Annotated in this window: 29 protein-coding genes; 12 read left to right on the top strand and 17 right to left on the bottom strand. The window is 71.0% G+C overall.

What is annotated here, in order from left to right; all coding sequences use genetic code 11:
- The 7 genes from VF612_RS04235 to VF612_RS04205 all read right to left on the bottom strand — a co-directional run.
- On the bottom strand, nucleotides 1–952 hold a 952-nt coding region (locus tag VF612_RS04235; protein ID WP_408658604.1), incomplete at its 3' end, for a glycosyltransferase.
- A gap of 13 nt (nucleotides 953–965) precedes the next feature.
- Nucleotides 966–1,967 carry a glycosyltransferase gene (locus tag VF612_RS04230; RefSeq protein ID WP_408658603.1) on the bottom strand — a complete coding sequence of 334 codons (1,002 nt, stop codon included), beginning with the start codon at nucleotides 1,965–1,967 and terminating at the stop codon, nucleotides 966–968.
- Nucleotides 1,964–3,034: a glycosyltransferase family 9 protein gene (locus VF612_RS04225; RefSeq protein ID WP_408658602.1), complete on the bottom strand. Its 1,071-nt coding sequence runs from the start codon at nucleotides 3,032–3,034 to the stop codon at nucleotides 1,964–1,966. The genes VF612_RS04230 and VF612_RS04225 overlap by 4 nt, the downstream gene beginning before the upstream one ends.
- Nucleotides 3,031–4,551, bottom strand: coding sequence for an HAD-IIIA family hydrolase (locus VF612_RS04220; RefSeq protein WP_408658601.1), 1,521 nt, complete (start codon nucleotides 4,549–4,551; stop codon nucleotides 3,031–3,033). The genes VF612_RS04225 and VF612_RS04220 overlap by 4 nt, the downstream gene beginning before the upstream one ends.
- Nucleotides 4,548–6,242 (bottom strand): carbamoyltransferase family protein, encoded by a 1,695-nt coding sequence (locus tag VF612_RS04215; protein ID WP_408658600.1) that lies wholly within the window; start codon nucleotides 6,240–6,242, stop codon nucleotides 4,548–4,550. The genes VF612_RS04220 and VF612_RS04215 overlap by 4 nt, the downstream gene beginning before the upstream one ends.
- A gap of 184 nt (nucleotides 6,243–6,426) precedes the next feature.
- A complete protein-coding gene (locus VF612_RS04210; protein WP_408658599.1) occupies nucleotides 6,427–7,386 on the bottom strand; it encodes an NAD-dependent epimerase/dehydratase family protein in 960 nt (319 codons plus the stop codon).
- A gap of 215 nt (nucleotides 7,387–7,601) precedes the next feature.
- Nucleotides 7,602–11,051, bottom strand: a complete 3,450-nt coding sequence (locus VF612_RS04205; RefSeq protein WP_408658598.1) for a bifunctional diguanylate cyclase/phosphodiesterase — start codon at nucleotides 11,049–11,051, stop codon at nucleotides 7,602–7,604.
- A gap of 329 nt (nucleotides 11,052–11,380) precedes the next feature.
- Here VF612_RS04205 and VF612_RS04200 point away from each other — a divergent pair, with 329 nt between their 5' ends.
- Entirely contained in the window at nucleotides 11,381–11,749 is a 369-nt protein-coding gene (locus VF612_RS04200; RefSeq protein ID WP_408658597.1) for a hypothetical protein, read from the top strand.
- A gap of 52 nt (nucleotides 11,750–11,801) precedes the next feature.
- Nucleotides 11,802–12,320, top strand: a complete 519-nt coding sequence (locus tag VF612_RS04195; protein WP_408658596.1) for a DUF1360 domain-containing protein — start codon at nucleotides 11,802–11,804, stop codon at nucleotides 12,318–12,320.
- Between the two features lie 54 nt (nucleotides 12,321–12,374).
- Here the strand turns inward: VF612_RS04195 and VF612_RS04190 are convergent, their stop codons facing one another.
- Nucleotides 12,375–13,172: an SDR family oxidoreductase gene (locus tag VF612_RS04190; RefSeq protein WP_408658595.1), complete on the bottom strand. Its 798-nt coding sequence runs from the start codon at nucleotides 13,170–13,172 to the stop codon at nucleotides 12,375–12,377.
- A 125-nt stretch (nucleotides 13,173–13,297) separates the two neighbouring features.
- Here VF612_RS04190 and VF612_RS04185 point away from each other — a divergent pair, with 125 nt between their 5' ends.
- Both VF612_RS04185 and VF612_RS04180 read left to right on the top strand, forming a co-directional pair.
- Nucleotides 13,298–13,489: a hypothetical protein gene (locus tag VF612_RS04185; protein ID WP_408658594.1), complete on the top strand. Its 192-nt coding sequence runs from the start codon at nucleotides 13,298–13,300 to the stop codon at nucleotides 13,487–13,489.
- Between the two features lie 215 nt (nucleotides 13,490–13,704).
- On the top strand, nucleotides 13,705–13,908 hold the full coding sequence (locus tag VF612_RS04180; protein ID WP_408658593.1) for a hypothetical protein: 204 nt from the start codon (nucleotides 13,705–13,707) through the stop codon (nucleotides 13,906–13,908).
- A gap of 104 nt (nucleotides 13,909–14,012) precedes the next feature.
- On the opposite strand, the gene VF612_RS04175 is transcribed toward VF612_RS04180, so the two are convergent.
- The 4 genes from VF612_RS04175 to VF612_RS04160 form a co-directional block, all read right to left on the bottom strand.
- Nucleotides 14,013–14,582 carry a hemerythrin domain-containing protein gene (locus VF612_RS04175; RefSeq protein ID WP_408658592.1) on the bottom strand — a complete coding sequence of 190 codons (570 nt, stop codon included), beginning with the start codon at nucleotides 14,580–14,582 and terminating at the stop codon, nucleotides 14,013–14,015.
- Nucleotides 14,583–14,792: 210 nt separating this feature from the next.
- Nucleotides 14,793–15,809 (bottom strand): NAD(P)/FAD-dependent oxidoreductase, encoded by a 1,017-nt coding sequence (locus tag VF612_RS04170; RefSeq protein ID WP_408658591.1) that lies wholly within the window; start codon nucleotides 15,807–15,809, stop codon nucleotides 14,793–14,795.
- On the bottom strand, nucleotides 15,806–16,333 hold the full coding sequence (locus VF612_RS04165) for an isoprenylcysteine carboxyl methyltransferase family protein (protein ID WP_408658590.1): 528 nt from the start codon (nucleotides 16,331–16,333) through the stop codon (nucleotides 15,806–15,808). The genes VF612_RS04170 and VF612_RS04165 overlap by 4 nt, the downstream gene beginning before the upstream one ends.
- Entirely contained in the window at nucleotides 16,327–17,397 is a 1,071-nt protein-coding gene (locus VF612_RS04160; RefSeq protein ID WP_408658589.1) for a type III polyketide synthase, read from the bottom strand. Before VF612_RS04160 ends, VF612_RS04165 begins: the two co-directional genes overlap by 7 nt.
- A 101-nt stretch (nucleotides 17,398–17,498) precedes the next feature.
- Here VF612_RS04160 and VF612_RS04155 point away from each other — a divergent pair, with 101 nt between their 5' ends.
- Complete coding sequence (locus tag VF612_RS04155; RefSeq protein ID WP_408658588.1) at nucleotides 17,499–18,275, top strand: UbiA family prenyltransferase; 777 nt, start codon at nucleotides 17,499–17,501, stop codon at nucleotides 18,273–18,275.
- On the opposite strand, the gene VF612_RS04150 is transcribed toward VF612_RS04155, so the two are convergent.
- The 5 genes from VF612_RS04150 to VF612_RS04130 all read right to left on the bottom strand — a co-directional run bounded on the left by VF612_RS04150 (nucleotide 18,256) and on the right by VF612_RS04130 (nucleotide 21,988).
- Entirely contained in the window at nucleotides 18,256–18,660 is a 405-nt protein-coding gene (locus VF612_RS04150; RefSeq protein WP_408658587.1) for a hypothetical protein, read from the bottom strand. The two genes, VF612_RS04155 and VF612_RS04150, sit on opposite strands and share 20 nt — an antisense overlap.
- A 129-nt stretch (nucleotides 18,661–18,789) precedes the next feature.
- Entirely contained in the window at nucleotides 18,790–19,578 is a 789-nt protein-coding gene (locus VF612_RS04145; protein WP_408658606.1) for a phosphotransferase, read from the bottom strand.
- A 237-nt stretch (nucleotides 19,579–19,815) separates the two neighbouring features.
- A complete protein-coding gene (locus tag VF612_RS04140) occupies nucleotides 19,816–20,568 on the bottom strand; it encodes a GAF and ANTAR domain-containing protein (RefSeq protein WP_408658605.1) in 753 nt (250 codons plus the stop codon).
- Nucleotides 20,569–20,763: 195 nt separating this feature from the next.
- A complete protein-coding gene (locus VF612_RS04135) occupies nucleotides 20,764–21,411 on the bottom strand; it encodes an Asp23/Gls24 family envelope stress response protein (protein ID WP_408658586.1) in 648 nt (215 codons plus the stop codon).
- A gap of 7 nt (nucleotides 21,412–21,418) precedes the next feature.
- Nucleotides 21,419–21,988 carry an RNA polymerase sigma factor gene (locus VF612_RS04130; RefSeq protein ID WP_408658585.1) on the bottom strand — a complete coding sequence of 190 codons (570 nt, stop codon included), beginning with the start codon at nucleotides 21,986–21,988 and terminating at the stop codon, nucleotides 21,419–21,421.
- Nucleotides 21,989–22,250: 262 nt separating this feature from the next.
- Between VF612_RS04130 and VF612_RS04125 the strand changes: the two genes are divergently transcribed.
- The 7 genes from VF612_RS04125 (at nucleotide 22,251) to VF612_RS04095 (ending at nucleotide 26,164) form a co-directional block, all read left to right on the top strand.
- Complete coding sequence (locus VF612_RS04125; RefSeq protein ID WP_408658584.1) at nucleotides 22,251–22,718, top strand: Asp23/Gls24 family envelope stress response protein; 468 nt, start codon at nucleotides 22,251–22,253, stop codon at nucleotides 22,716–22,718.
- Nucleotides 22,715–23,194 carry a hypothetical protein gene (locus VF612_RS04120; protein ID WP_408658583.1) on the top strand — a complete coding sequence of 160 codons (480 nt, stop codon included), beginning with the start codon at nucleotides 22,715–22,717 and terminating at the stop codon, nucleotides 23,192–23,194. The genes VF612_RS04125 and VF612_RS04120 overlap by 4 nt, the downstream gene beginning before the upstream one ends.
- Before the next feature lie 208 nt (nucleotides 23,195–23,402).
- On the top strand, nucleotides 23,403–23,585 hold the full coding sequence (locus VF612_RS04115; protein ID WP_408658582.1) for a DUF2273 domain-containing protein: 183 nt from the start codon (nucleotides 23,403–23,405) through the stop codon (nucleotides 23,583–23,585).
- Complete coding sequence (locus VF612_RS04110) at nucleotides 23,582–24,046, top strand: Asp23/Gls24 family envelope stress response protein (RefSeq protein ID WP_408658581.1); 465 nt, start codon at nucleotides 23,582–23,584, stop codon at nucleotides 24,044–24,046. Before VF612_RS04115 ends, VF612_RS04110 begins: the two co-directional genes overlap by 4 nt.
- Nucleotides 24,047–24,066: 20 nt before the next feature.
- On the top strand, nucleotides 24,067–24,597 hold the full coding sequence (locus VF612_RS04105; protein WP_408658580.1) for a DUF6286 domain-containing protein: 531 nt from the start codon (nucleotides 24,067–24,069) through the stop codon (nucleotides 24,595–24,597).
- Nucleotides 24,597–25,172: an alkaline shock response membrane anchor protein AmaP gene (gene amaP / locus VF612_RS04100; RefSeq protein WP_408658579.1), complete on the top strand. Its 576-nt coding sequence runs from the start codon at nucleotides 24,597–24,599 to the stop codon at nucleotides 25,170–25,172. The genes VF612_RS04105 and amaP overlap by 1 nt, the downstream gene beginning before the upstream one ends.
- A 194-nt stretch (nucleotides 25,173–25,366) precedes the next feature.
- Nucleotides 25,367–26,164: a DUF2382 domain-containing protein gene (locus VF612_RS04095; protein WP_408658578.1), complete on the top strand. Its 798-nt coding sequence runs from the start codon at nucleotides 25,367–25,369 to the stop codon at nucleotides 26,162–26,164.
- Nucleotides 26,165–26,168: the final 4 nt, after the last annotated feature.

Here is a 26,168-nt window from a genome sequence, read left to right as displayed (position 1 = left end):
TGCCGAACGGCTCGTACCAGGGCACCGCCAGCAGCAGGTCGCAGGAGCGCATCAGCTCGGGCAGCTCGGTATGGGGCTGACGGCCCAGCAGCCGGACCCGGTGAGCCACTCCGTGGGCCGCCGCCAGCGCCAGCAGCCGCCGGGCCTCGGGGTCGGTGGCCAGCCGGTCCGGAGCCGGGCCGCCCACCACCAGCAGCTGCGCATCCGGCACCTGGGCCAGCGCCGCGATCGCGTCCGCGACGCCCTTGCGTGGCACCAGCCGGCCCAGGATCAGCAACCGGGGCGGCCGGCTTCTGCCTCCTGTCGAACTGCCAGCCGAGCTGTCTGCCGGCGCGAGGGGCACGTCGCGCGGCGGGCTGAACAGCTCCAGATCCACCCCGCAGGGCACGATCTCGATCCGGTCCGCGGGCGCTCCCATCGACCGCAGCTCGCGCACCTCGTCGGTGCAGGTGGCGATCACCAGCGCCGCGGTGCGCGCGATCAACCGCTCGGCGCCGATCCGTTCCGGCGGGCTGGTATCCGAGTTTCCCTGCCAGCGCCGTTTCACCTTGCCCAGCGCATGGAACGTCTGCACCACCGGCAGCCGGAGCGAGCCGGCGGCCTGCAGCGACGCCAGCCCGCTCATCCAGAAGTGCGCGTGGACGACATCGGGCCGCTGCCGCTGCAGGCATCGGGCCAGCTGGGCGCCGAAGCCGTCCATGAAGGGCAGCAGGTCGTCCTTGCCGATCGGCCTGGCCGGGCCGGCGTCCAGGTGCTCGACCTGGACCCCCGGCAGCGACCGCACCCTGCTCGGCAGGCCCGGGTCATCCCGCCGGGTGTAGACCACCACCTGGTGCCCACGCCGGGCGAGCGCCGCCGACAGCGCCGCCACGTGCACGTTCTGGCCACCGGCGTCCACCCCGCCGAGGCAGGCCAGCGGGCTCGCATGTTCGGAGACCATCGCGATCTTCATCTGCGCACTCCTCTCATCGAATGAGCCCGTTCATCGCCGAAAGCCCGTCCAGCAGCGCGTCCCAATCAGCCAGGAATCTCTTGAGCCCGTAGCGTTCGAGCGCGGCGGCCCGCGCCGCCAGGCCGCAGGCGCGGGCCAGCTCCGGCTCTGCGATCAGGGTGCGCAGCCGGTGTGCCAGCCGGCGCACGTCGGTGCTGATCTCACCGGCCTCGGGCGGGACGGCCGCCACCGCCTCGGTGCTGGCCAGCGCGAGCACCGGCATCGCCAGCTGCATCGCCTCGATCAGGGTCAGGCCCAGCGACGTCCACCGGGTGAGGTGCAGGTAGGCCCGGCGACGGGCCAGTTCGGTGTGCATCCGGTCCTGGGTCGGGACCTCCTGCTCATAGCCGATCAGGCGATCCGCTGCCACGCCTGCCGATTCCCTGCATTCGGCCGCGAACTGCCTTGCCTGCATGCCGAAGACGTCCACCGGCGCCACCGGGAGGAACTCCTCGATCAGATCCGCTCCGACGATCCGGCCACGCCGGCCCGGCTCGTTCACCACCACCGCGGCCCGGCTCAGCTCGCCGGTGTAGCGGATGCCCGGATCGATGATGCCGTGCTCGATGACGGTGGCCGGGGCGCGGCCGTTGTCCCAGTACAGCTTGTTGAAATGGGTGACGTGCACCAGCGGGATATCGGTCCGGTCGGCGAGAAGGTGCCGCTGCGTACAGGGTTTCTCATCCGGGGTGTTGTGCTCGAGATACACCGCGGGCAGCTGCCGGCCGGGGTCGCGACCCAGCCACCGGCGCACCAGCTCCAGCTCCTCCGGCCGCTGCAACAGCACCACGTCGAAGTCCTGCTCGCGCAACGCCGCCGGCGGGAGCTCGATGACCGAGGCCGGCCAGTTCCAGGTGCGAGCCCGGCCCACACCGTCCGGGCCGCGGTCGGGCAGCACCGGAACGACGTAGTCATGGCTGCCCTGGACGAACGCGGTCGTCCAGCTGCCGTGCACGTGCCAGAGCAGGATCCTCATCCGGTCACCGTCAGTGTTGCTGTCTGTTGTCTGACAAGCTGTTCGACGGCACTTGCCACGGCGGCTGGCTCGACGCCGTTCAGGCATGGATGACCCGGCACCGGGCAGACGGTTCGGCGGGTGTCGCGGCAGGCGGCGTCCTGATCTCCCAGCAGCGCCACCGGCACTCCGTACGGAGCCCACCGGGTGGCGGGCACCACGGGCGCGAACAGCGAGACCACCGGGGTGCCGACCGCCGCCGCCAGGTGTGCCGGGCCGGTATTGGCTGCCAGCACCACGCAAGCGCCGGCCAGCAGGTGGGCCAGCTCCGCAAGGTCCAGCGTGCCGGCCAGGTCCAGCAGGGCCGGCCGGTCGCCCTCGGCCGGCAGGCCGGCCCGGGCCGCGGCCACGATGTCCGCGGTGAGCTCGCGCTCGGACGTCGACCCGGTGACCAGCACCGGCCAGCCCGCCTCGCTCAACAACCGGATGGTCTCGGCCCACCGCTCGGCCGGATAGGCCCGAGCCGCCGCCGTGACACCCGGATGCACGACCAGGTAAGGAGAGTGCGGCTGCTCCCGGACGGTCGCCGGTGGCAGCCGGATGGCCAGCTTGCCGTGGTCACCGGGTGGCAGCGCGAAGCCGGCCGCCCGCACGGTCGCCAGCATCCGCTCCGGCTCGGGGCCGTCCCTGGCCACCGGCAGCCGCAGGTCCAGCAGCGAGCCGGGATAGTCCTCGCTGCTGGCCACGATCCGGGGCACTCCGGCCAGCCGCAGCAGCAGCGCCGTCGGCAGCGGCGACTGGTGGAACGAGGTGAGGATCACGGCCTCGTCCAGCCGCAGCCGCGCCAGCCGCTCGACGAGCTCACCGATGTCGGCCGGGAGCGCGGGCGGCGCGGGATTCATGATCCAGGGGCAGGACCACACCAGCACCTCGTCGACGCCCGGCAGCAACCGCCCGGCGCCCTCCCCCAGCGGCCCGGTCAGCAACGTCAGGCGCCCCGCCGCGGCGGCGACCGCCCGGATCGCCGGCCCGGACACCAGCACGTCACCCATGCTGTCCAGGCGCACCACCAGCAGCCGGCGGCTCACCGCAGGCCGGCCAGCACGAGATCGACCGCCTCGGCGAGGTCGGCCGCACGCAGCGGCGCGGCGGCGACCTCCTCGCGCCGGGTCTGCTCGGTCGGAACCAGGATCGAGGCGGCGCCAGCCGCGGCGGCGGAGCGGACGTCGGATCCGATGTCGCCGATCACCACGCAGTCCCCGGCCGGAACCCCCAGCTCGGCGGCCGCCTGCCGGATCAGGCCGGGGGCCGGCTTGCGGCACTCGCAGCCGGCCTCGTCGGTGTGCGGGCAGACGAACCAGCCGTCGAAGGGCCCCAGCAGCGCCTCGATCCGGGCGTTGACCGCTTCGACCTGGGCATCGGTGAGCACGCCACGACCGATGCCGGACTGGTTGGTGATCACCGCCACCGGAATGCCGGCCGCCCGCAACCGGTCCAGAGCGCGGCGAGCGCCGGGCACCGGCAGCACCGCCGCCGGGTCGCCGTTGTAGGGCACGTCGTGCACCAGGGTGCCGTCCCGGTCGACCAGCACCGCGGCGGGCCGGGCTGCCGGTGGCCGGGCTGCCGTGGCGCGTCGATCGGCCAGCGCCCGCAGCCAGTACCAGGTGGCGGCCGGCGGGATCGCGATGCTGGTGGTGATCATCCGCAGCACCTCGGTCCGATCGCGCGGGCCCGGCGCGATCCGGCGCCAGCTGAACTCGGCGGTGTTGCCCGCCCACAGCAATCCGGCCAGCGCCGCTGCCCGTCGCCGGCCGGCGGCCGCCGCGGCCACGGCTGTCAGCCCGGCTGCGGTGCTGAGCAGGTGCTGGGGACGCCGGCCCAGTGGCGCGGCGGCCCGGCGCCGCCAGTCCGGCCCGTGCAACCGACGCATCAGCACGTCGTCGGCGTTGCCGCGCTGCTGCCGGACGCTGGCCCACCAGCCCGCGGGGCGGACCGGGTGCACGGTCTGCCGGCTCCCCCGGCGCAGCTGCCAGCCGCGGTCGAGCATCCGCAGCGCCAGGTCCGAATCCTCCCGGAACGCGCGCGGGAACCGCTCGTCGAAGCCGCCGCACTCGATCAGCGCCGACCGGCGGTAGGCCATGTCCGCGGTGATCCAGGCGGCCGTGGCCAGGCCGGCGGTGCCGCGCTCCCAGTCCCGCGGCCGGCGCTCGGCCGGCAGCGGCACCTCGATCCGGCCCTGGATCCCGCCGGCCGTCGCCGGGGCCGCGGCCAGATCCTCCTCCAGCGTGCCCAACCAGTCCGGGCTGACCAGCACGTCGTCGTCGAGGAAGGCGATCCAGTCGCTGTCGCAGCGTCGCCAGCCGGCGTTGCGGGCGGCAGCAGGGCCGCGGCCGCCGCTGCGCAGCACCGTGAGCGGCCAGCCCTGCGCGCGCTGCTCGGCCAGCTCCAACTCCGCGGCCGGGCCCGGCCGGTCATCCACCAGGCACACCGGGGGCAGCGGCCGGCCGGTGGCGGCCGCGGACTCGGCGAGGCTGCGCAGCAGCGCTGCCAGCGAGGGACGCCCGATGGTCGGGATCACCACTGCGTAACTCGGTCCAGCGCTCACTGCGGTAGTCCCAGGTGCGCTAATCCCAATTGTGGCAATGCGAATTGCTGCGATCCGAGCGCTGCCCTGCGCACCGCGAACGGGCCGATCGCCAACAGGTCGACCGGGGTGGACCCGAAGCACTCCAGCGCGTCCCGAGGTGAGTCCACCATCGGCCGGCCGGCGGTGTTGAGGCTGGTGTTGACCACCACCGGAAGGCCGGTGCGGCGGCAGAACTCCTCCAGCAACCGAGCGACCAGCGGCTCGGTGGCCGGATCGACGGTCTGGATCCGGGCGGTTCCGTCCACGTGCACCACGGCCGGGATCCGCGGCTGCCATTCCTCGGCCACCTGATGGACGAACAGCATGTACGGCGACGGGATCGGACCGCCGCTGAACAGCTCGGCCGCCCGCGAGGCCAGCACCATCGGCGCGACCGGCCGGAACTGCTCGCGGCCCTTGACGTCGTTGAGCCGCTCCAGGTTCGCCGCCCGGCCCGGATGCGCCATCAGCGACCGGTGCCCGAGCGCGCGCGGGCCGTACTCGCTGCGGCCCTGGAACCAGGCCACGATGCCGTCGGCAGCCAGCGTCTCAGCCGCCGCCTCGGCGATGTCGGACGGCCGGTCGTAGGGCAGCTTCGCCGTCTGCAGCATCGCCTCGATCTCGGCGTCGCTCCACTGCCGGCCCAGGTCCGCGCCGAGCATCGCGGCGGCCGGCTCGCCGAGCTGCTGGGCGCCGGCCAGCGCAGATCCCAAAGCGGTCCCGGCGTCGCCGGCGGCCGGTTGCACCCACACCTCGTCGAACCCGCTCTCGCGCCACAGCCGGGTGTTGGCGACGCAGTTCAACGCGACACCGCCGGCCAGCGCGAGCCTGGTGCTGCCGGTCTGCTCGTGCAGCCAGCGGGTGAGCTCCAGCAACACCTCTTCCAGAACTGCCTGCAGGCTGGCCGCCAGGTCGGCGTGTTCGGCCGCCCACGGCTCGTCCGGACGGCGTTTCTTGGCCAGCGAATTCCAGTCCACGCCACTGGTGCGGAACCCGCCGTCGGCACAGGCATGCACCAGCGGACGCAGGTCGTCGCAGAACCGCGGCCTGCCGTAGGAGGCCAGCGCCATCACCTTGAACTCGTCGGAGCTGCGCAGGAAACCCAGATGTTCGGTGGCATCCTCGTAGAGCAGGCCGAGTGAGTGCGGCAGTTGCTGGCTGTGCAGGATCTGCAATTCCCCTTGCGCGTAAAGGCCTGCCAGCGAGCTGTGCCGCTCACCCCGCCCGTCGAGCACCAGCACCGCGCAGTCGCCGTCGAACGGCGCGGCCAGTCCGGCCGATGCCGCGTGCGCGACGTGATGGGCCACGAAGCGAACCTGCGAGGCGTCGAGGCCGGGCAGCGCGCTGGCCAGGAAGTCCGGAGCGGCACGCGCGTAGCGCTGGCGCAGCTCGTCCCAGGGGTCGAACACACCGAGTTGCTCGGGCGGCAGGTGCAGCGCCGGATCGAAGGAGTAGGTCACAGCGTCCAGATCGCCGGGCATGAGGCCGGCCTGCTCCAGGCACCATGCCGCCGAGAGCTCGGGCAATTCCCACGCGGAGAACGGCACCGGGCGCTTGCCGTGCTTGCGCCTGCTGAACCGTTCCTCCTCGGCGGCAGCGACGATCCGGCCGTCCACGATCAGCGCGGCAGCCGGATCGTGGTACAGCGCATTGATGCCAAGGATTCGCATGGCCCCCGCCGTGCTCGACACATCTGCCAATGCGGCCGCACGAGCGATCAGGAAAGTCCACGGGAAAAGAGGGGCGGTGTTGTTCACCGCAGCTCGATGGTCACGTCCAATCGAGGGCGCTGCCGCAGGCTGAATGCTCAGCCAGAAGCGACTCTAAGCCGAGAAGCGCTTCTCGCGCCAGCATTCATCGAAAACCGGTGACAGCGCCCTGGCTGCGGATAGCGGCGATGGTGCGTCGGATGCCCTCGTCCCAGCTGACCTGCGGGCGCCAGCCCAGCTCCCGCTCGATCAGGGTGGTGTCCGGCCGGCGCACCAGCGGGTCATCCACCGGCAGGTCGATGAACCGGATATCGGAGGGTGACCCGGTGGCCGCGATGATCTCCTTGGCGATGCGCAGGATCGGCATCTCATCGGGGCTGCCGACGTTGATCGGTCCCGCCAGGTCGCTGCCGGCCACCGCCAGCACCCCTCGCACCGTGTCGTCGACGTAGCACACCGATCTGGTCTGGCTGCCGTTTCCGGCTACGGTCAGCGGCTCACCGGCCAGCGCCTGCTGGATGAACGTCGGAATCGCGCGGCCGTCGTCGGCGCGCATCCGGGGCCCGTAGGTATTGAAGATCCGGACGATCGCGGTGTCGACGCCATGGGTGGTGCGGTAGGCGACGGTGAGCGCTTCGGCGAACCGCTTCGCCTCGTCGTACACCCCGCGCGGACCGACCGGATTGACATGGCCCCAGTAATCCTCAGGCTGCGGGTGCACCTGCGGGTCGCCGTAGGTCTCCGACGTGGAGGCCAGCACGAACCTGGCGCGCTTGTCCTTGGCCAGGCCCAGGGCATGCAAGGTGCCGACGCTGCCGACCTTCATGGTCTCGATCGGCAACCGCAGGTAATCAGCTGGTGACGCCGGCGAGGCGAAGTGCAACACGAGGTCCACCGGCCCGGGCACGTGCAGGTAGTCGGTGACATCGCACTTGATCAGGCGGAAGCCGTTGGCCGACCGCAGATGGGCCAGATTGTCCGGCACTCCGGTCAGGAAGTTGTCAAGACAGGTGACCTCGGCGCCGGCCGCGAGCAGTTCCTGGCACAGGTGCGAGCCGAGAAAGCCGGCGCCGCCGGTGACCACCGCGTGCTCGAACGTCCTCATCGGTACGCTCCTGGCACCGAAAGCCTTGAGATTGCTGGGAATCGGCATCCGGTCACTGCCCCCTCCTTCAGCACCAGCCAGGCACCGGCCGGGCTGCTTCCGGAGCGGGTGCGCCTGCTGGAGGTTGCCGCGGCAACCTGGCGTCAGCCTAGAGCGCAGTGCTTCCGCAGGACAACATCGCTCTCAGACGGGATCGCTCTCAGACGGGATCGCTCTCAGGCAGGCGCGCGCAGGGCCAGCGCGCCGACCCTGGCGAGGCCCGGCTGGCTGGCTGCGGCACTGGCGAGGTGGAAGGACAGGTCCGCCTCCGGCCGTGCCCTGCTGTAGAGGTAGCCCTGCGCCGTCTGGCAGCCGTACTGCGCCAGCAACCGGGCTTGGGCGGCAGTCTCGACGCCTTCGGCCACCACGGCCAGCCCCAGGGTCTTGCCGATCTCCAGGATCGCGGCCACCACCGCGGTGCAGCCGGAGTCGGTGCCGAGGCCGGCGATGAATCGCAGGTCGATCTTGAGCATGTCCACCGGCAGCTCGGTGATCCGGGTGAGGCTGCTGTAGCCGGTGCCCAGGTCGTCGATGGCGATCCGGATGCCCAGGTCGCGCAGCCGGCTGAGGTCCTTGCGCAGCGAGTCGGCGATCAGCGGCATGTGGGTCTCGGTGAGCTCGAGCACCAGCCGGTCGGCCGGAACGCCGTGCTCGGCGAGGGCGGTGAGCACGTCCTCGGTGAGGCTGCCGGTCTCCAGCTGGCGGCCAGAGATGTTGACATGCACGTCAGGCGCGGCGCCGCCGAGGTGGTCTGCCCAGCTGGCAGCCATCCGACACGACTCCTGCAGCGCCCGCCGGCCGATCGGGATCATCAGCGCGCTGGTCTCGGCCACGTCGAGGAACTCGCCCGGCCCCAGCACGCCGCGACGCGGATGGTTCCAGCGCAGCAGGGTCTCCACCGCCACGACCCGGCCGGTGCCCAGGTCCACCACCGGCTGGCCGTACATCACCAGCTCATCGGCGCTCAGCGCCGTTTCCAATTGCGGACGCAGCCGGTTGCTGCGGTCGGCACGGGCCTGCTGCTGGGGATCGGTGACGGTCACCCGGTCCCGGCCGGCCCGCTTGGCCGTGTACATCGCCGTGTCCGCGGCGGCCAGCAGCTGCTCGCCGGTGGTGCGCTCCTCGGCGATGGCCAGGCCGATGCTGGCGCTGATGGTGAAGGTACCCGAGGGCAGCAGGAACGGTTGCCGCAGCGCCTTCAGCACCCGGTCGGCGACCGCGCTCAGGTCCTTGTTGTCGCCCAGCTCGGTGCAGATGATGGCGAACTCGTCACCGCCGAGCCGGCCGACGGTGTCACCCGGGCGGACCGAGCCGCGCAGCCGGCCGGCGACCAGGACGAGCAATTCATCGCCCGCGGCGTGGCCGGCGCCGTCGTTGACCTGCTTGAAGCCGTCGAGGTCGAGGTAGGCCACCCCTACCCGGCCGCTCGAACGCGCCTGGGACTCCAGCGCATGCTCCAGCCGGTCCAGCAGCAGGCTGCGGTTGGCCAGGCCCGTGAGGCCGTCGTGCAGCGCCTGGTGGGTCAGCGCCGCCTCGGCGCGCTTGCGCGCGGTGATGTCCTCGACCAGGGAGATGGCGTAGGGCGAGCTGCCGTCCGCGGGCGTCACCGTGGAGGAGGAGAGCAGGCCCCACAGGTGGCTGCCGTCGGCGTGCCGGTAGAGCGTCTCCCGGCGGACCTGGGTGATGTCGCCGCGGCACATGGCCGCCAGGGCCGCCCTGGTCGCCTCGCTGTCTTCGGGGATCGACAGGCTCACGACGTCGAGGGTGAGCAGCTCCTGCTCGGTGTAGCCGGTGAAGTTGCACATCGCCTGGTTGGCTCGCATCAGCTTGCCGGTCGATGCCGGATCCAGCGACACCATGCACATCCCCACCGACGCCGCGTCGAAGGCGAGGCGGAAGCGCTGCTCGCTCTCCCGCAGCGCCAGCTCGGCCTGGCGCTGGCTGGTGACATCGCTGGCGACTCCGATGTAACCGCTGTGCGAGCCGTCCGGCGCGGTCATCGCGGTGACGGTCAGCTCCACCTGCAGCCGGCTGCCGGTCTTGGTCAGGTAGGTCCACTGCCGGGTCTCCGGCGCATCGGAGTCAGCGCCCCGGGTGAACAGCCGGAAATCGGCCTCGACGCCCAGTTCGACGGCCCTGAGCTCGATCTCGATCGGGTCGTGCAGCACGATCGGGCTGTTGCCCAGCATCTCCTCCTCGGTGTAGCCGAGCATCTTCTGGGCGCCGGTGTTGAACACCGTGATCTGGCCCAGCGGGTCGGTGCCGATGATCGACATGCCGCTGGCGGCGGCCAGCACCCCTCGGTAGAGATCCCGGGCGGTCGCCAGCTCGCGCGCCGAGCGCCGGGCCTCGGTGACGTCGTGCGCGGTGCCGCTCATCCGGGCCGGGACGCCGTTGTCATCGAGCTGCACCCGGCCCCGGCCGTGCACCACTCGCACCGCCTCTCCAGGCGGGCTGACCGTGAATTCCAGCTCGTACGGCTGGTGCTCGGCCAGCGCGGTATTCACCGCGGCCATCAGCCGGACCCGGTCCGCCGGCTGCACCAGCGACACCCACCCCTGCAGGCTGGGCTGGAAGATGCCTCGGCGTACCCCGAAGATCCGGTACATCTCGGCCGACCAGGTCATCTGCCCGGAGGCCAGATCCCACGTCCAGGAGCCCAGGGTGGCCAGCCGCTGCGCCTCGGCCAGCGCCTCCTCACGCTCGGCCGCGGCCGCCAGCGCGCCGTCGCGGGCCTGCCCGCTCAGCACCAGGATCAGGGTGGCCAGGCAGATCACCGCCAGCAGCGCCTGCAGGATCCATTGCCGGTGCTGCGGGTCGCTGAACGAGCTGAGCGCGCCGTGACCGTCCAGCGTGCCGATGGTGGCCAGCACCGCGGCGACCAGCGCGGACACCATCGCCCGCAACGCGCCCAGCCGGGCCGCGCCCCACAGCAACGGCGGCAGCACCAGGAAGGCCTGCCCGGCGGTGTGCTCGGGAAGGAAGATCCAGCACGCGGCGCCGGTGACCAGGGCCAGCTGCACCATCCATTCGGCATTGCGGCGGCCGTAGCCGAACTCGGCCCACACGGCCGGGCCGGTGGGCACCAGCAGCAACGGGGTCAGCATCACCAGGCCGAGGCCATGGCTCAGGACGTAGCCACAGGTGCCGGCAATCCAGGGGTCGCCGACCACCAGGTAACGCAGCGCTACCACCGATGCCGCGGCGCTGACGCCGAGCACCGCGCCGGTGATCATCCGAATGCCATCGGCGACGTTCGACAGCGGGCGGGACCGGTGCGCCACGCCACCGGCCAGGAACCGGGCGGCGATCACGCATTCGAGCACGCCGGCCACCGCGTAGCAGGCGCTTGCGAAGGGCGAGGCGCCGACCAGCAGCCTGCCGAGCCCACTGCTGAAGGCCGCGCCGGCGAGCAGGTGGGGCCACCAGCGCCGCGGCGAACGCGCCAGCACCGCCAGGGTCAGGCCGGCCGCGGGCCACCAGGCGGCGCTGGCCAGGGCCGGATGGCGCAACAGCCGGGCAGTGAACACGCTCAGCGCCAGGACCGCCAGTGCCATCGCCAACCCGGCCAGCCACGGCATCATCGACGCCTTGCCGGCCGCTCGCCGGGGCGGACCTGATCGCACAGCCATCCCTCTCCTTAGACAACCTCAAGATCACCCATCGACCAAACGTGTAGTCACTTGACAAGTTGATCACTCTGCGTGATCTTGGGGCGGGGCCTCGGGCCGCCCGCGCACACCGACATCCGGGCGCTCGGCGGGCCGCCTGTTGTCCGGCCAGGCGATGCTCTAAGTTGGATTCACGGCTCAAGTACGAGCCGACTCACGCGGCGCAGTGCGGCCTGGTCCCGCTCACCGCTCAGCTGCTGCCGCCAGCTCTCACAGCGCTTCGGCCCCCAGTCAGGAGCCGTCCTTCCCTTCTGAGGGGCTCAGACCATGAAAGGACATCTGTCATGACCGACACGCCGGACGGCCACGCATCCCAGGCAGCTCAGGACGCCGACGCCGTGGACGAGGTGACCCGCAACACCAAGAGCCAGACCACCGCGGCCAGTTACACCACGACCGACCACGACGTGATCCGCGCCTGGGCCGAGGCGCGCGGCGGCCGGCCGGCGACGGTGTCGGGAACCGAGGACTCCGGCCAGGGCGGCGGCGTGCTGCGCATCGAATTCGACGCCTCCGAAGAACGGCTCGACGATGCCGACTGGGACGAGTTCTTCAGGGTCTTCGACGACCGCGGCCTGGCCTTCGTCTACCAGGAGCAGACCTCTGACGGCGAGACGAGCCGGTTCAACAAGCTGATCAGCCGCGATTCCTGATCGCATTCCCCACGTCACGGCCGGAACCAGCAGCGAGATTCGGGAGCACTCCATGACCAACGCCAGCACCATCAAGCACTGGGCCCAGCGCGAGGCTGACACCTACCGCAACGGCAACGACCGGCCCCTGAGCGGCTACCTCGCCGCGATGAGCGTCTACGCCGGGGCGGTGACCGGCGTGACGCTGCTGGCACGCCGCCTGGGCTTCCGCGCGCCCCAGCAGATCACCCCGTGGGACGTCGCGCTGTTCGGCCTCGCCACCCACCGGGTGACCCGCACCATCACCAAGGACGCGGTGGCGAGCCCCATCCGAGCTCCGTTCACCACCTACGGGGGCGTGCAGGGACCCGCCGAGCTGCACGAGGAGGTCCGCACCGACTCGCACCTGCGCCATGCGGTCGGCGAGTTGCTGACCTGCCCGTTCTGCCTGGCCCAGTGGGTCGCCACCGGGTTCACCGCCGGCCTGGTGTTCGCGCCCCGCGCTGCCCGGCTGGTGGCGTCGACGTTCGCCAGTATCGCCGTCGCCGATTTCCTCCAGTTCGGCTACAGCGCCGTGCAGAGCAAGGAGTGAGCGTCTCCGCCCACTCCTTGCCGCCCGGTCACGGCCCCGCTCACCAGCCTCCGCTCAGCCCTGTCGCCAGTCGTCGCTGGTGAGGTGCGAGCCGGCCTGCGGGCCCATCTGCAGCATCCCGCCGTCGACGGCCCAGGACGCCCCGGTCACGTAACCGGCATCGGGCGAGGCCAGGAACGCGATCACCGCGGCGATCTCGCGGGCGTCGCCGGGACGTCCGAGCGGCACCCCGGGACGGTGCACCTCATGCGGGTCCTGGTCCTCCTGGCCGGTCATCGGGGTCGCGATCTCACCGGGAGCGACCGAGTTTGCGGTGATGCCATGGCTGCCGAGCTCGAGCGCGATCGTCTTCATCAGGCCCCCGAGCCCGTGTTTGGCGGCATCGTAGGCGCTGGAGCCGACCCGAGGCTGGTGCTCGTGCACGCTGGTCACCGCGATCAGCCGGCCGCCCTGGCCAGCCTCGACCATCCGCCGGGCCGCGCGCTGCAGGCAGACGAACGCGCCGTCCAGATCGGTCGCCACCGTGTGGCGCCACTGCTCGTAGGTCATCTCCAGCAGCGGGGCGTTGTCACCGGTGCCGGCATTGTTGACGAAGACGTCCAGCCCGCCCAGCTCCTCGGCCAGCCGGTCGATGACATCCCCGCAGCCGGGCAGATCGGTGGTGTCGAGCTGGGCGACGACCGCCCGCCGGCCGTGCGCGCGCACCTCCTCGGCGGTCTGCTCGGCGCCGTCGGAGTCCGAGTGCCAGGTGATGCCGATGTCCATGCCGGCCCGGGCAAGCGCCACCGCGGTCGCCTTGCCGATGCCGGAGTCCGAGGCGGTCACGATTGCCGTCCGCGGGTTGAACGCCATGTCAGTGGTTCCTTCCAGACGGTGGCGAGCCGTTCTCCTCCTCACCGAGCCGGTGGCAGGAGCGCTGCGGATCGGTGATAGGAAGAAGGCCTTGCCACAGGAGCGAGAGAGAGCAGGAGAGACAGATGTCGGAATTTGTGGAGAATGTCAGCGAGGAAGTGCTCGGCCAGGACGGCGAGGCTCCCGATCGCGGCCGTCCCGGCACGAATCCGCCCGAGGAGCCCCAGCCCGGCCTGCACCCCGGAGCCGGCGAGGGCCCGGAGCCGGCCGAGCAGGACGAGCCCCAGCAGGGCCTGGGCGAGCCGGACTCGCACTAGCGGCCCCTGAGAGGACAGACGCTGGCTATTGCCCTATAAGTTACCTCCCGTTAACATTATCCCTGCTTATACCATTTGGGAACCGGGGATTACATTGCGTCTCAGCGCTGGGTTCGCGGCCCTTTGACCCCTACCACTCCTGGAGCGAACACATGCGTCTATCCCGTCGTATGAACAAGTCTGTTGTGGCTGTCGTAGCGTTGACGGCCGGAGTCATGTTGGCCCCTGCTGCGACCACCACGGCCTCGGCGCTGCCGCCATGTTGCGGAGTGGATGTCAAGGTCACTTACTACTCGACCTCAGCCAAGACGTCGATCGTCGGCGTGTGGTACGACGGCGGTGACTGCGACCCCAGCTACCAGTGGGGACAGAAGACCGCCTATTACACGACCCAGAAGATCTACTGCGCGACGGAGTGACGATCTGAGGCACGCCCGCCTGATCGGCGGCAGATCGTGTGGGCAGTCGATGCGCGTCTGGCTGTTCGACTGGATTCGACGCTGGAACAGCCGCACGCCGGCAACTAGCCGGTGCCCCGGTGGGTCACGGCGTCGCGCAGCCGGTCGAACAGGCCGGCGATCGGCCCGACCATCAGGTTCCCGGGTGGCTGGTCCGGCGCGCTGGGATGTGGCCGGGTCGGCGCCAGCTTCTTCACCGCCTCCACCTGCTGGCCGATCTTGACCAGCTCGTCCTGGCTGAAGACCGACCGCAGGTGCGGAAACATCTGGCCCTCCTCCTCGGCCACATGCGCGCGGATCTCGACCATCAGCGTCTGCAGCTCGGCGTCGAAGCCGGGGTCCTCCGGATCGAGCTTCTCCAGCCGCTTCATGGTCGCCTCGGCCTCCGCGTGCTCACGCTTGGCGCGCTCGGCCTCGGCCTCGCTGACCTTGTCCTTCACCTTCGGATAGAGCACCGCCTCCTCGGCGACGGCGTGCCGCACCAGCTCGATGGTGACCTGCTCGGCGACATCCTTGCGCCTGGAACGGGACTGCTCGTCGGTGGCGCCGCGCAGGGCGTCCAACTCGGCGAACATCTGCTCGACCTCTCGATGGTCGTGGGTCAGGACCTCGATCACATCACGTTGCTCGTCCACCTGGACCTCCTTACGTCGACTGTCCCGACAGACGATCGACGGTCTCTACGACTGGGCCGGATGCGGGGGGAGCTCAGCTGTGCAGGTCGGCGGGCCTTGCCTGGTCGCTTCGCTCAGGGCCGCTGGAGTCGCTATCCGGACCGGCTGGGCGTTCAGCCATGTCAAAAAACCTATCACCACGGCCGGCGGGCTGCGGAGATCCAGCAGCGGTCAGCGGGCCAGCTGCCCGACCACCAGCTCGAAGACCTTGGGCGCGGCCGCGGCCGTCCGGACGATGCCACGACGCAGCACCGGCCGGCCGGCTGCCCAGAGCAGGCCGCCGGTGACCATCCGGTAGCGGCGGGAGCTGTCCGACCACAGCCGCTCGTAGTCCTGCGGGCGGTCGGCCACCAGGCAATCGACCAGCAGCCGCGCCGCCGTCAGGCCCACCGTGATGCCCTCGCCGGTCAGCGCATCGACGTAGCCGGCGGCATCGCCGACCAGCAGGACCCTTCCCGCCACCCGCGAACGGGTGCGCTGCCGCAGCGGGCCGGCGCCGAGCACCCGGGAGCCGGTCCGCGTTGACAGCCGTTGCGCCAGCGCGGGAAACCGGGCCAGCTGGTCGTCGAAGGACGCGCGGTTCCGGCTGAGTATCGCGAGCCCGATCTGATCGTGCGCGATCGGAGTGAGATAGGCCTCCGCCGATGGGCACCAGTGCACCTCGACCAGATCCGACCACGGCGCTACCCGGTAGTGGCGGCGCAGCCCCCAGCGAGCTCCCGACCGGCTGGGCAGGCTCAGCCCGGCCAGCCTGCGCACGGTCGAGTGCAGGCCGTCGGCGCCCACCAGATACCGCGCGCTGATCCCGGCTGCCCGCACCCCGACCGCGTCCTGGCGCAACTCGGTCAGCGCCGCCCGGCGCACCGGGATCCCCCGGCTGGCGACCAGCTCGCTGAGGCAGCCCTGCAGGGCGGTCCGGCGAACGCCGCGGCCGGCAGCGCCGGGGAACAGCGCCTGCGCAGAATGCGTCCCGTCGACGTAGCGCACCCCTCGCAAGGGCCGGCCCGGCGGCTCGACCCCCAGCTCGGCGAGCGCCTGCAGCGCCGGGGGCATCAGGCCCTCGCCACAGGCCTTGTCGATCGGCGCCGGCCGCGGCTCCAGGACAGCTACCTCCAACCCGGCCCGCTGGGCATACAGCGCCGTCACCAGGCCCACCGGGCCGCCGCCGGCGACCAGGACGTCGATCACGCCTGGCCGAGCATGGCCAGCGCCCGGGACTCACTGCGGATCCGGACGCTCAGCAGCGCCGCGTTCAGCGCCGAGAAGACCACCGCGGTCAGCCAGGCGGTATGGGTCAGGGGCAGGGCGATCCCTTCGAGCACCACCGCCACGTAGTTCGGGTGCCGCAGGTAGCGGTAGGGACCCGAGCTGACCCGGCCGCCGCCGGGCACCACCACGATGCGGGTGTTCCACTGCGGCCCGAGCGTGCGGATGCACCACCAGCGCAGCGCCTGCGCCGCGAGCACCACGACCAGCATCGGCCAGCCCAGCAGCGGCACGAACGGCCGGTCCAGCAGCCATACCTCGGCCAGGCAGCCCACCAGCAGCGCGCTGTGCAGCGCCACCATCGCCGGGTAGTGGCCGGCGCCGGTCTCCACGCCGCCGCGCTGCCTGCTCCAGCGCAGGTTGCGCTGGGAGACCACCAGCTCGGCCAGCCGTTCCAGGCCCACCAGCAGGATCAGCGCGGTGTACGCGGTGGCAGAGCTCACCATCGCAGCAGCACCAGCTCCGAACAGAAGCCCGGGCCCATCGCCATCAGCACCCCGGGGCTGCCCGGCTCGAAGCTGCGGCCGGCGACGGTGTCGGCCAGCACGTGCAGCACCGAGGACGAGGACAGGTTGCCGATCGCGGACAGCGAGCGCCAGGTCAGCTCCAGCTCGCCCTGCTCCAGGCCCAGGGTGCGCTGGATCGCCTCGATCACCTTGGGGCCACCGGGGTGGCAGACCCAGCCGGCTATCTCGCTGCTGTGCAGCTGGTGGGCATCCAGCAGCAGCGACACGTCCCCGGCGAGGTACTTCTCCACCAGCGTCGGAACCTCGGCGTCCAGCACGATCTTGAGGCCGTCCGCACCGACGTCCCAGCCCATGATCCGCTCGGTGTGCGGGTACAGGTGCGAGCGCGAGTCCAGCACGGTCGGCATCCGCTGGTCGATGCCCAGCTGCTCGGCGCGCCGGGCGCCGACCAGCACCACGGCCGCCGCGCCGTCGCCGAACAGGCCGGTGGCCACCATGTTGGCCGGTGACCGGTCCTGCGGCTGCATGGTCAGCGAGCACAGCTCCACCGAGAGCAGCACGGCTACCTCGTCAGGATGGAATTGCAGGTAGTCATGCACCCGGGCGATGCCGGCGGCGCCGGCCACGCACCCCAGGCCGAACACCGGAAGGCGCTTGACGTCCGGGCGCAGCCCCACCACCGGCGCGATCAGCGCGTCCAGCGACGGGACGACCACCCCGGTCACGGTGGTGAACAGGATCAGGTCGACATCGGCCGCGGCCAGCCCCGCCGCGGCCAGCGCCTCGGTGACCGCGCGCGCCCCGAGCACGGTGCCCTGCTCGATGAAGATGTCGTTGGACAAGCCGAAATCCGCCAGCTCCCGGTAGCGCTCCAGCGGCACCGCGGTGTGCCGGGTCCGGACCTGGGCGTTCTGGTGGAATCGGCGCAGCAGCGCCCGCTCCCGATCGGAGGACAGGCACCAGTCGGCGATCGCGTCGGTGATGTCCTGCTGGTCGTAGCGGTGTTCGGGCAGGACGCCCCGGACGCCGGCGATGGTGGTCATCAACCCAGCTTAGGACGGTCCGGCCGGGTGCCGCCGCCTATGCTCAGCCCGTGCCGGCCCGCCTCTCGGTTCTTATCCGCACCTGCCATCCGATCCCGTGCATGGCGGTCACCGTCCTGTCGACCGCGCTGTTCGCGGTGGCCGGCAAGCCGCTGCCGGTCTGCCTGCTCGGCGCGGCGGCGGTGCTGGCCGGACAGCTGACGATCGGCTGGTCCAACGACCTGATCGATGCCCCGCGCGATCGAGCGGCGGGACGGACCGACAAGCCGCTCGCGGTCGCCCCCGAGCTCGATCGCCAGGTCAGGCTCGCGCTCGGCGTCGCCCTGGTGCTGACGGTGCTGCTGTCCCTGGCGCTGGGCTGGCGGGCGGCCGCCCTGCATGCCGTCACGGTCGCCGGCGGCTGGGCCTACAACCTGGGGCTGAAGGCAACCCCCTGGTCGGCGCTGGCCTACTTCGTCGCCTTCGGGGCGCTGCCGGCGCTGGCGACCTCGGCGATCCCCGGGCCGCAGCTGCCGCCGGCCTGGACGATGCTGGCCGCCGGGCTGGTCGGGGTGGCCGCGCACTTCGGCAACGTGTTGCCGGACCTGCCCGAGGATCTGGCCGCCGGGGTGCTGGGCCTGCCGCAGCGGCTCGGCGCCCGGGGCTCGGTGCTCGCCGCGGTCGCGGCGCTGCTGGCCGCCGCCGGGATCATCGACTCCCAGACCGGCTTCCGAAATCCGGTGCTGACCGCGATCGGGACGGCCGCGGTGCTGGTGCTGGCGCTGGTGGCGGTGCGCTCGGCGACGCGGCGCCCGCGCGGGCGTGGCGCGTTCCTGGCGACCATGGCCGCCGCGGCGGTCGATGTCACGATCCTGGCGGTCAATTCGGGTCTGGGCTAGCCGCCGGTCCCGGCGCTGCGGGCAGGCCGGTGCCGCCGACCAGCGGCGTCACCTCCGAGGCAGCCGGCGCGGCTTCCTCCAGTGGCCCGCAGTGCCGCCAGCGACGGCCTGCGGTGGCGGCGGGCCGGGGCCAGGCCGACCGGTCCTCGGGCAGGTCGAAGCGCTGCACCGTCTGGTACTCGATCGCCGCGGCGGGATCGCTGGACGGGTCCAGCAGCCGGGCCGGGATCCAGGCCGAGGTGTGCAGGTAGCCGTTGACGCCGTCGGGAAAGCTGCCGTAGGTGCGCCAGGACACCAGTCCCCACCAGCTGCCCTCACTGCGTCCCCAGGCATGCAGGTCGGCGAGCTGGCGAACCAGCTGCACGATCACCCGAGGTGGCATCATACAATTATCGAACAATTATTCGAATATGCAATGCAGTCAGCGTGACCAGCAGGCAGTCACCCGAAGATCCCCGTCTACAGGCGCGGCCATGAGGACGGGGCTGGCGGGTACGCGGCTGGCGGGTACGCGCTAGGGGCCGAGATCCCACAGCAGGCGGTAGTACGCCATCCGGACCGGGTCGGCGTCGATGCCGTAGGCAGCCAGCAACCGGTCCGACCAGCCCGGGCCGTAATTCCACTCGGTGCTCCAGGTCGCGACCGCGAGATCGGCCCACCGGTCGCCGACGCCCAGGCTGCCGAGGTCCACATGGCCGGTCCAGCCGCCCTCGGTGTCGAGCAGGGTGTTCGGCGCGCACGAGTCGCCATGGCAGACCACCAGCCGATCCACCGCCGGTGGCCGGTCGAGCGCGGCCAGCGCCTGATCGACGCTCAGCCCTCGATGCGCGGGATGCCAGGATGCCGGGTCCAGCTCCGCGGCCCGGCGCCGGGCGTCGGCGACCCGGTCCTCGGCCGACCAGGAGAACGGGCACCCGGGAACCGGCAGCGCATCGTGCAGCGCCCGCAGCCCGGTCCCGATCGCGATCACGGCAGGTCCCGGATCGGTCAGCCACCGGTCTGCGACGGCGTTCTCGCCAGCCAGCGCGGCGGTGACGATCCACGATCCGGCAGCGTTCGAGCCCTGGGCCAGCACCACGGGCACCGGGGTGAACCGGACCGCCCAGCGCAGCCGCGCCACCTCACGTCCGAGGTCGATGCCGCTGCCTGCCGGGGTCCACTTGAGGAAGTACCGCCCGGCGCCTTCGCCGACCTCGAAGGTGCGCCCGCCGACCTCATTGATCCACACCGGCCGCACCGGCAGGCCCGCCGCCAGGGCCGCCTCGATCGGTGGCACGGCGCGGCGCCACCGCGGGCCGGGCAGCTCGCCACCGCGGCCCGCGATATCGAAAGGACGCCCACCGCTCACCGCCAGAAGTATCACCCGCCCAGCCGAGCCCGCGCAGTCGAGCCCGCGCAGTCGAGCCGGCCCAGCCGAGCCCGCGCAGTCGAGCCCGCCCATCGCAGATCCCCCGGCGCAGCGCATCGCGCCGCTCGCGATTAGGTCGTGTTCGACCTGTCGATGCCGAGTCCGGCCCGAGCGGGATACCTCTGAGGCCGGTCAGGCCAGCCGCAGGACGGGCCGCTCCACCCGCTCGGGACGCAGGACGGGCCGCTCCCGCTCGGGACGCTGCGGGAGCTCGCCGCTGTAGACCGTCTCAGCGGCGATCTCGCGAAGCTTGCGGTGTTCGTGCTGCGAGGTGACCCGCAGCAGGTCGAAGGCAGCCTGATCGGTGAGGCCGTAGCGGACCATCAGGATGCCGACCGCCATGCCGATCTCGCGGTTGCTCTGCAACGCCGTCTCGAGGTTCTCCGCGCGCTCGTGATCGCTCACCCGGGCCAGTGCGATCGCGGCATGGTCGGCATAGACGTCGGCGAAGCGGCAGATGGTGTCGGTGAAGAAAGCCGGCTCGGTGGAGAACAGCAGCAGCGCGCCGAGCACCAGGTTGTCCAGGACCAGGCAGTATCCCAGCGCCGAGCGGATCGGAGTCTCAGCACGCAACCTGGCGGTGTACTGCGGCCACCGGGACTCCGAACCCAGATCGTCCACACGCACCGTCGCGCGCTGGCGAAGCGCTTGCCAGGCGACGCCCTCTCCGGTGCTGGTAGAGATGGCAGCGACCTTGCTCAGCAGCGCGCGGTCGGTGGCATGGTTGTGGATCAGCACGCCTTGCGGCGAGAGGTGGGCGATCGCGGCGAAGGAGCACCCGGTCGCGCCAGTCACAAGTTCAAGCACTCGGGAAGCGGTCGTGCCCCGGTCGGGTTGCTCGGCCAGATCGCGGGCGAGAGCTGCGAACCAGCGGGCGCTGTCCATGTCGGTGAGGTCACTCAAGGCTGTTCACATCATTTCGAACTAACGCGGTGCCAGCCCGTTTCTCGACTGCACGGCTGGCGCCAATGTAATGGACATCGGCACAAGGACCTAGCTGGCTGGCCGCTGCACAAGAATTTGCCGTAGACGCAGGCTTGTGGAGCATTGCTCCCGAGTAATCCGCTTCGTTGTGGTGAGCTATTCGGCCGGCTTAGGCGAAACGTCGTCTACCGTGACGTTGACGGTAACACTCTGTAATCCGATGTTTTCTTTGAGTTCCGCTATCACCCGGCGTTGCACCTCCAGCGCCACCTCATGAACCGGCTGGCCGTAGCTGACTGCCAGAGCCAGGTCGACCACGGCGGTACGTCCGAGCACGCCCACCGCGGCATGCGGGTGCAGGTGGCCGGAGGTGGCCCTGGAGACCAGCCGCGCGATCCGGGATTCGGTGCTGCGCCCCAGCGCCACCCGGACACCGGGCACTTGGCTGGCGGCGTCACGAGCCACCGCTGCCACCACCCGGGCCGCGACCCGGACGGCGCCGATGTCTGTCAGCTGCAGGGTGTACCAGACATCGTGCACCAGCCGGTCAACCTGCTTCAGGACCGAGGCCCGCAGCCGCTGTGGCAGGCGGACCGGCTGCCGGGCGTACTCCTGGACCGGCGCCCACAGCACCCGGAACTCCGCGATCGCCGCCTGACAGTGCGGGCAGGTCCGCTGGTGCTCGCTCAGGCGGTCGGCGTCGCCATCGGCCACCTGCTCAAGCAGTTCATCCACGTCGGCGCCACAGGCCAGATGCTGGCTGGCGGAATCGAGCAGGCGGCGGGCCCGCGACGGTTCGGTCATGCCCGGTTCACCTCCATTCCGCTAGCGCCGACCCGAGCGCGCGCCGCGCCCGGTAGAGCTGGCTTCGCACCGCGGGAACACTCGATGCGGTGATAGTGGCGACGTCTGCGTAGGAAAGACCCTCCAGGTGGTGCAGAACCACAACGACTCGCTGGGCCGGTGGTAACGCCTGGATGGCCGCGGTGACGGCGTCGACGGTTTCGTTGCGTTCGACGGCGACGTCGGCCGGAGCACTGACCTCGGCGCGCTCCGGGAGCACATCGGCCGAGCCTCGCCGGCGGTCCCGGCTGATCCAGTTGAGGGCTCTGCGGGTCACGATCCGGTACAGCCAGGTCGAGAAGCTGGATTCCCCGCGATACTGGGGCAATTGCTGCCAGGCCGTGACCAGGGCGTCTTGGGCGACGTCCTCGGCGTCCTGGTGATGGCCCAGGATCCGCAGCGCCACCCGGTAGGCCAGCAGGCTGTGCCGGTTCACCAGCTCGGCGTAGGCGTCGAGGTAGCCCTCCTGGGCGCGCTGCACGAGATAGCCGTCGTCGAAGCCATCGGCCTCGCCGTCCTGGCTCATCGCGACTCCCACCCGCAGAACTCCAAGTACTCGATCACGTCCTTGACGACCGTAACCGCTCCTGTCGGACATCCGGTCACCCCCCGCGGGCGGTGACCCGGCCGGCCACCCGTCGGCCCGCAGAAAAATTCTTAGAGAAAAAGCGCGATCTTTTCCGCTGATCGGTGTCTTATGGGATGAGGACCCTGCACAGCCCCCTGCACTCCTCGCCCCTGGCCGGGCGGCGCGCGCTCAGCGCCCGGGCCGGGCACCCAGCACGGGAGTTCCTCTGAAGATGACCAAACCCACGAGTACCAGCACGAGCGTCGCTCCTGCCGGCGCCGACCCCGCCGCCAGCCCGACCCCGCTGCACACCGATCAGGGCCGGATCAGCGTGGCCCAGAATGTCGTTCAGAAGATTGCCGGAATGGCCTGCCGGGAGATCAGCGGAGTGCACCGGATGGGCACCAGTTCGGGGCGTGCCTTCGGAGCCCTGCGGGAGCGGATTCCGGGCAGCACCGGCCCGAACGTCGCCCAGGGGGTCGGCGTCGAGGTGGGTGAGACCCAGGCAGCGATCGATCTGGACATCGTCGTCGAATACGGCGTCTCGATCGCCGACCTGGGCAAGAGCATCCAGCGCAATGTCAAGCAGTCGGTGGAGCGGATGACCGGCCTGGAGGTCGTCGAGGTCAACGTCAACATCGATGACGTCTACCTGCCGGCCGATGACCAGCAGCAGGACGCGCCAGCCCGCGTGTCATGACCAGTCCTGCTGAGGCTGCCCTGGTCGACGGGGTCGACGTCGACGCCGTGGCAGCCGCCGTGCGCAGCTGCCCGGCCGTACACGACCTCGATGGCGGGCGGCTCGGTGGCGTCGCGACCTACCTTCCCGGGCGCCGGGTTCCGGGCATCCGGATCGAGGACGACCGGCTCGAGGTGCACGTCCGAGGCGTCTGGGGTCAACCCGTCGGCGAACTTGCCGATCAGATCCGTAGCGTCCTGGCCGCGCTGAGCGGGGGCAGGATCATCGACGTCGTCCTGACTGACGTCGCTGAACCGGGCCAGGCCAGGGCGCAACTTCCCTCATCGGCCGAACCGGCCGCAACCGTGGCCCCGGCGGTGCTCGCGGATGGCACTGTGGAGCAATGGACGACGCCGAACGCACCCGTCGGGCCCAGCGGCGGGAATTCATCCGCAGCAACCATCCCGACCGCGGCGGAGACCCGGCCGACTTCCTAGCCGGCCTGCGCCGCTTCGATCCACCCCCGTCTGAACCGCCAGACGGTTCCGCTCCGATCGTGTTCGTCGTTCACCCACGATGGCCGGTCAGCGCGGTTACCTCGGCGCTGCGCCGCATCCGGCGGCGGCGCCGGCCACGGGTTCGGTAGGCCTTCGGCCGCCGGCGCCCCGGCATGGCAGGAAAGCAGCCTAGAGATTGTGAGTAGACATGACCCGCAGCACGCTCGGCACTCTCGTCGGACTGGCGCTGGGATTCGCCTTGGCCTTCGGCAACTTCGGTCAGATGCTGGTCGTCGCCCTGTTCGCGGCGATCGGGTTCATAGTGGCCAAGATCCTCGATGGGGACCTGGACCTGAGCCAGTACGTCTCGGGCCGGCGCTCCAGCCGATGACCGCGACCGCCGTCGCCGAGGGTCCGGCCGGGTCACCGGTCGGGGCCGGCGGACCAGCCGGCGCCCCGGCCGCTGGTCGCAACGAGCTGGGCACGATCAGCATCAGCGAGTCGGTGGTGGCCAAGCTGGCCGCCCAGGCCGCTGTGGAGATACCCGACGCCGGCGCCGCGGCCCCCCGGCTGCTCGGCCGGTCCCTGTCGGGCGCCGGCGGGCTCGGGGTGCGCGCGACCAGCCTGGCCGGTCTGCCCAAGGCGTCGGCCCATGTCGACGGCTCGATCGCGTTGATCCGGCTGGAGATCAGTGTTCGCTGGCCTGCATCGGTGCCCGCCGTGACGACAGCCGTACGCGATCACGTCCGGACCAAGCTGACGGAGCTGACCGGCCTGCACGTCCCTGAGGTGACCATCGAGGTGACCGATCTGGTGACCACTGCCGACCAGCCCGTCCGCCGGGTGCGGTAACCGGACAGGAGTCTGAACTGATGAGACTTGTCAATCGGCTGTTGGCCGCGCTGCTCAGCCTCGCCCTGATCGTCGCCGGCGTCCTGGTGGTCGTCGAGGTGGTCGCACAGCGGCTGGGACGCGATCCAGTGGCCGTGGACTGGCCCCGCCTCTACGACTGGGGCCAGCGGACCCAGTGGCAGCAGGGCAGCGTCCGGGTTGCCTGCATCCTGCTGGCGCTTGCCGGGTTGCTGCTGCTGGCCGCCGAGCTCAAGCGCAGCAGGCCGAGCCGGCTCGCCGCTCGATCCGACACCACTGACGCGGCCTATACCCGTCGCGGGGTGGCCGGCACGATCCGCTCAGCCGTCAGCGATGTCGACGGCATCAGCTCCGCGACGGTGGCGGTGACCAGGCGCAAGGTGAAGGTGGCCGCCACCACAGCCGGCTTGCAGCCGTTCACCGCCGAGAGCTTGCGCGAACCTGCCACCGCGGCCGCCCAGCAGCGCCTGGACGCCCTCGAACTCCAATCCCCGCCGGCGCTGTCGGTCGAGGTAAGCACGAGGAGCCGCTGATGCATGCCGATCGCACCAACCGGATCATGCTGATCCTGTTCGCGCTGGCGCTCACCGCGGCGGGTGTCGCGGGCGCGCTGGCGGGATTCGACGCCTTCGGCCGGGGCACCAGGCACGAGGTGCTGGTGTCGGACCAGGTGAGCGACTACTTCGGCAGGCATGGTGACTGGCTCTGGCCCCTGATCGCCCTGGTGGCTGCGATCATCGCGCTGCTGGCGCTAAGGTGGTTGCTGGCGCTGCTGTTCTCCACCGACCGCGCGGGTGACCTGCCGCTGGCCGGGGACCGCAGCGCCGGTCGCACCACCCTGTCCGCGTCCGCCTTGACCGACGCGGTCGCCGCTGAGATCAACAGCTATCCCGGCGTTCACTCGGCCCGGACCCGGCTGATCGGGGACCCGTTCGCCCCGACGCTGGTGGTGGCCGCCACCTTGGAGGAGAACTCCGATCTGCCTGCCCTGCGCCGGCGGATCGAGTCCCAGGCCGTCCGACATGCCCGGCAGGCACTGGACAATCCCGAACTGCCGGTCCGGCTGGATCTCACGATCACCAGCCGACAGGCACAGCGGACGGCCTGAACCGGGCCTGAGAAGACCCGGTCGCGAAGAGCTTCGGACCACTGCCTCTACGGCGGTATCCGGTGTCACGGTGAGCCACCACCGAATCCACCCCCACAGCGTTTCACCAGTGGGAGTAAGCCCAATCATCGCGGACGCAGTCAGCGGACGCGCGTTCGGCCCATCCGGGCGAGACCGACGAAGGAGTATTTCGCATGATGGCACCAGAGCAGTTGCAGTCAATGATCGGCAAGAACGCCGTCGACACCAGCGGTGACAAGATCGGCCGGATCGGTCAGATCTACCTCGACGACACCACCGGCGATCCGCAGTGGGTCACCGTCAGCACCGGCCTGTTCGGAACCAAGGAGTCATTCGCGCCGCTGTACGGCTCGAGTAGCGACGGCGACAACCTGGTCCTGGCCGTCTCCAAGGCGATGGTCAAGGACGCGCCGAACGTCGAGAACGACGGTCATCTGGAGGAGTCGGAGGTGCAGGCGCTGTACCAGTACTACAGCGGCTACATGGGCACGACCGGCACCCAGGACTACGTCGACGAGGGCACGACCGGCCGGCAGGACCTGACCGGTGACGCGGGAGTGGTCGGACACGACACCTCCGGCCCGACCACCGACGACGCCATGACCCGTTCCGAGGAGCGGGTGCGGGTCGGCACCCAGAATGTGGAGGCCGGCCGGGCTCGGCTGCGCAAGTACATCGTCACCGAGAACGTCACCCAGACGGTGCCGGTGAGCCACGAGGAGGTGCGTATCGAGCGCGAGCCGATCACCGAGTCGAACGTGGGACAGGCGATGTCCGGTGGTGACCTCACCGAGGAAGAGCACGAGGTGACCCTGCACGCCGAGCGCCCGGTGGTGGAGAAGGAGACCGTTCCGGTGGAGCGGGTCCGGCTCGCCACCGAGACCGTCACCTCGGAGGAGACCGTCTCCGAGCAGGTCCGCAAGGAGCAGATCGAGGAGCCGCAGACCGACATCCGCGGCGACCAGCGCTAGAGCC

It is taken from the genome of Jatrophihabitans sp. (assembly GCF_036388195.1).
Taxonomy (GTDB): Bacteria; Actinomycetota; Actinomycetes; order Mycobacteriales; family Jatrophihabitantaceae; genus Jatrophihabitans_A.
The sequence above is the reverse complement of the archived record's forward strand: the minus strand, read 5'-3'. Positions and strand labels throughout refer to the sequence as shown.

Coding starts and splice junctions, on each gene's coding strand:
- VF612_RS04195 (WP_408658596.1), top strand. CDS start 11,802: ATGACCAACGCCAGCACCATCAAGCACTGGGCCCAGCGCGAGGCTGAC.
- VF612_RS04185 (WP_408658594.1), top strand. CDS start 13,298: ATGTCGGAATTTGTGGAGAATGTCAGCGAGGAAGTGCTCGGCCAGGAC.
- VF612_RS04110 (WP_408658581.1), top strand. CDS start 23,582: ATGACCGCGACCGCCGTCGCCGAGGGTCCGGCCGGGTCACCGGTCGGG.
- VF612_RS04180 (WP_408658593.1), top strand. CDS start 13,705: ATGTTGGCCCCTGCTGCGACCACCACGGCCTCGGCGCTGCCGCCATGT.
- VF612_RS04135 (WP_408658586.1), bottom strand. CDS start 21,411: ATGACCGAACCGTCGCGGGCCCGCCGCCTGCTCGATTCCGCCAGCCAG.
- VF612_RS04120 (WP_408658583.1), top strand. CDS start 22,715: ATGACCAGTCCTGCTGAGGCTGCCCTGGTCGACGGGGTCGACGTCGAC.
- VF612_RS04200 (WP_408658597.1), top strand. CDS start 11,381: ATGACCGACACGCCGGACGGCCACGCATCCCAGGCAGCTCAGGACGCC.
- VF612_RS04160 (WP_408658589.1), bottom strand. CDS start 17,397: ATGACCACCATCGCCGGCGTCCGGGGCGTCCTGCCCGAACACCGCTAC.
- VF612_RS04165 (WP_408658590.1), bottom strand. CDS start 16,333: ATGGTGAGCTCTGCCACCGCGTACACCGCGCTGATCCTGCTGGTGGGC.
- VF612_RS04125 (WP_408658584.1), top strand. CDS start 22,251: ATGACCAAACCCACGAGTACCAGCACGAGCGTCGCTCCTGCCGGCGCC.
- VF612_RS04190 (WP_408658595.1), bottom strand. CDS start 13,172: ATGGCGTTCAACCCGCGGACGGCAATCGTGACCGCCTCGGACTCCGGC.
- VF612_RS04150 (WP_408658587.1), bottom strand. CDS start 18,660: ATGATGCCACCTCGGGTGATCGTGCAGCTGGTTCGCCAGCTCGCCGAC.
- VF612_RS04140 (WP_408658605.1), bottom strand. CDS start 20,568: ATGGACAGCGCCCGCTGGTTCGCAGCTCTCGCCCGCGATCTGGCCGAG.
- amaP (WP_408658579.1), top strand. CDS start 24,597: ATGCATGCCGATCGCACCAACCGGATCATGCTGATCCTGTTCGCGCTG.
- VF612_RS04215 (WP_408658600.1), bottom strand. CDS start 6,242: ATGCGAATCCTTGGCATCAATGCGCTGTACCACGATCCGGCTGCCGCG.
- VF612_RS04210 (WP_408658599.1), bottom strand. CDS start 7,386: ATGAGGACGTTCGAGCACGCGGTGGTCACCGGCGGCGCCGGCTTTCTC.
- VF612_RS04155 (WP_408658588.1), top strand. CDS start 17,499: ATGGCGGTCACCGTCCTGTCGACCGCGCTGTTCGCGGTGGCCGGCAAG.
- VF612_RS04095 (WP_408658578.1), top strand. CDS start 25,367: ATGATGGCACCAGAGCAGTTGCAGTCAATGATCGGCAAGAACGCCGTC.
- VF612_RS04115 (WP_408658582.1), top strand. CDS start 23,403: ATGACCCGCAGCACGCTCGGCACTCTCGTCGGACTGGCGCTGGGATTC.
- VF612_RS04105 (WP_408658580.1), top strand. CDS start 24,067: ATGAGACTTGTCAATCGGCTGTTGGCCGCGCTGCTCAGCCTCGCCCTG.
- VF612_RS04230 (WP_408658603.1), bottom strand. CDS start 1,967: ATGAGGATCCTGCTCTGGCACGTGCACGGCAGCTGGACGACCGCGTTC.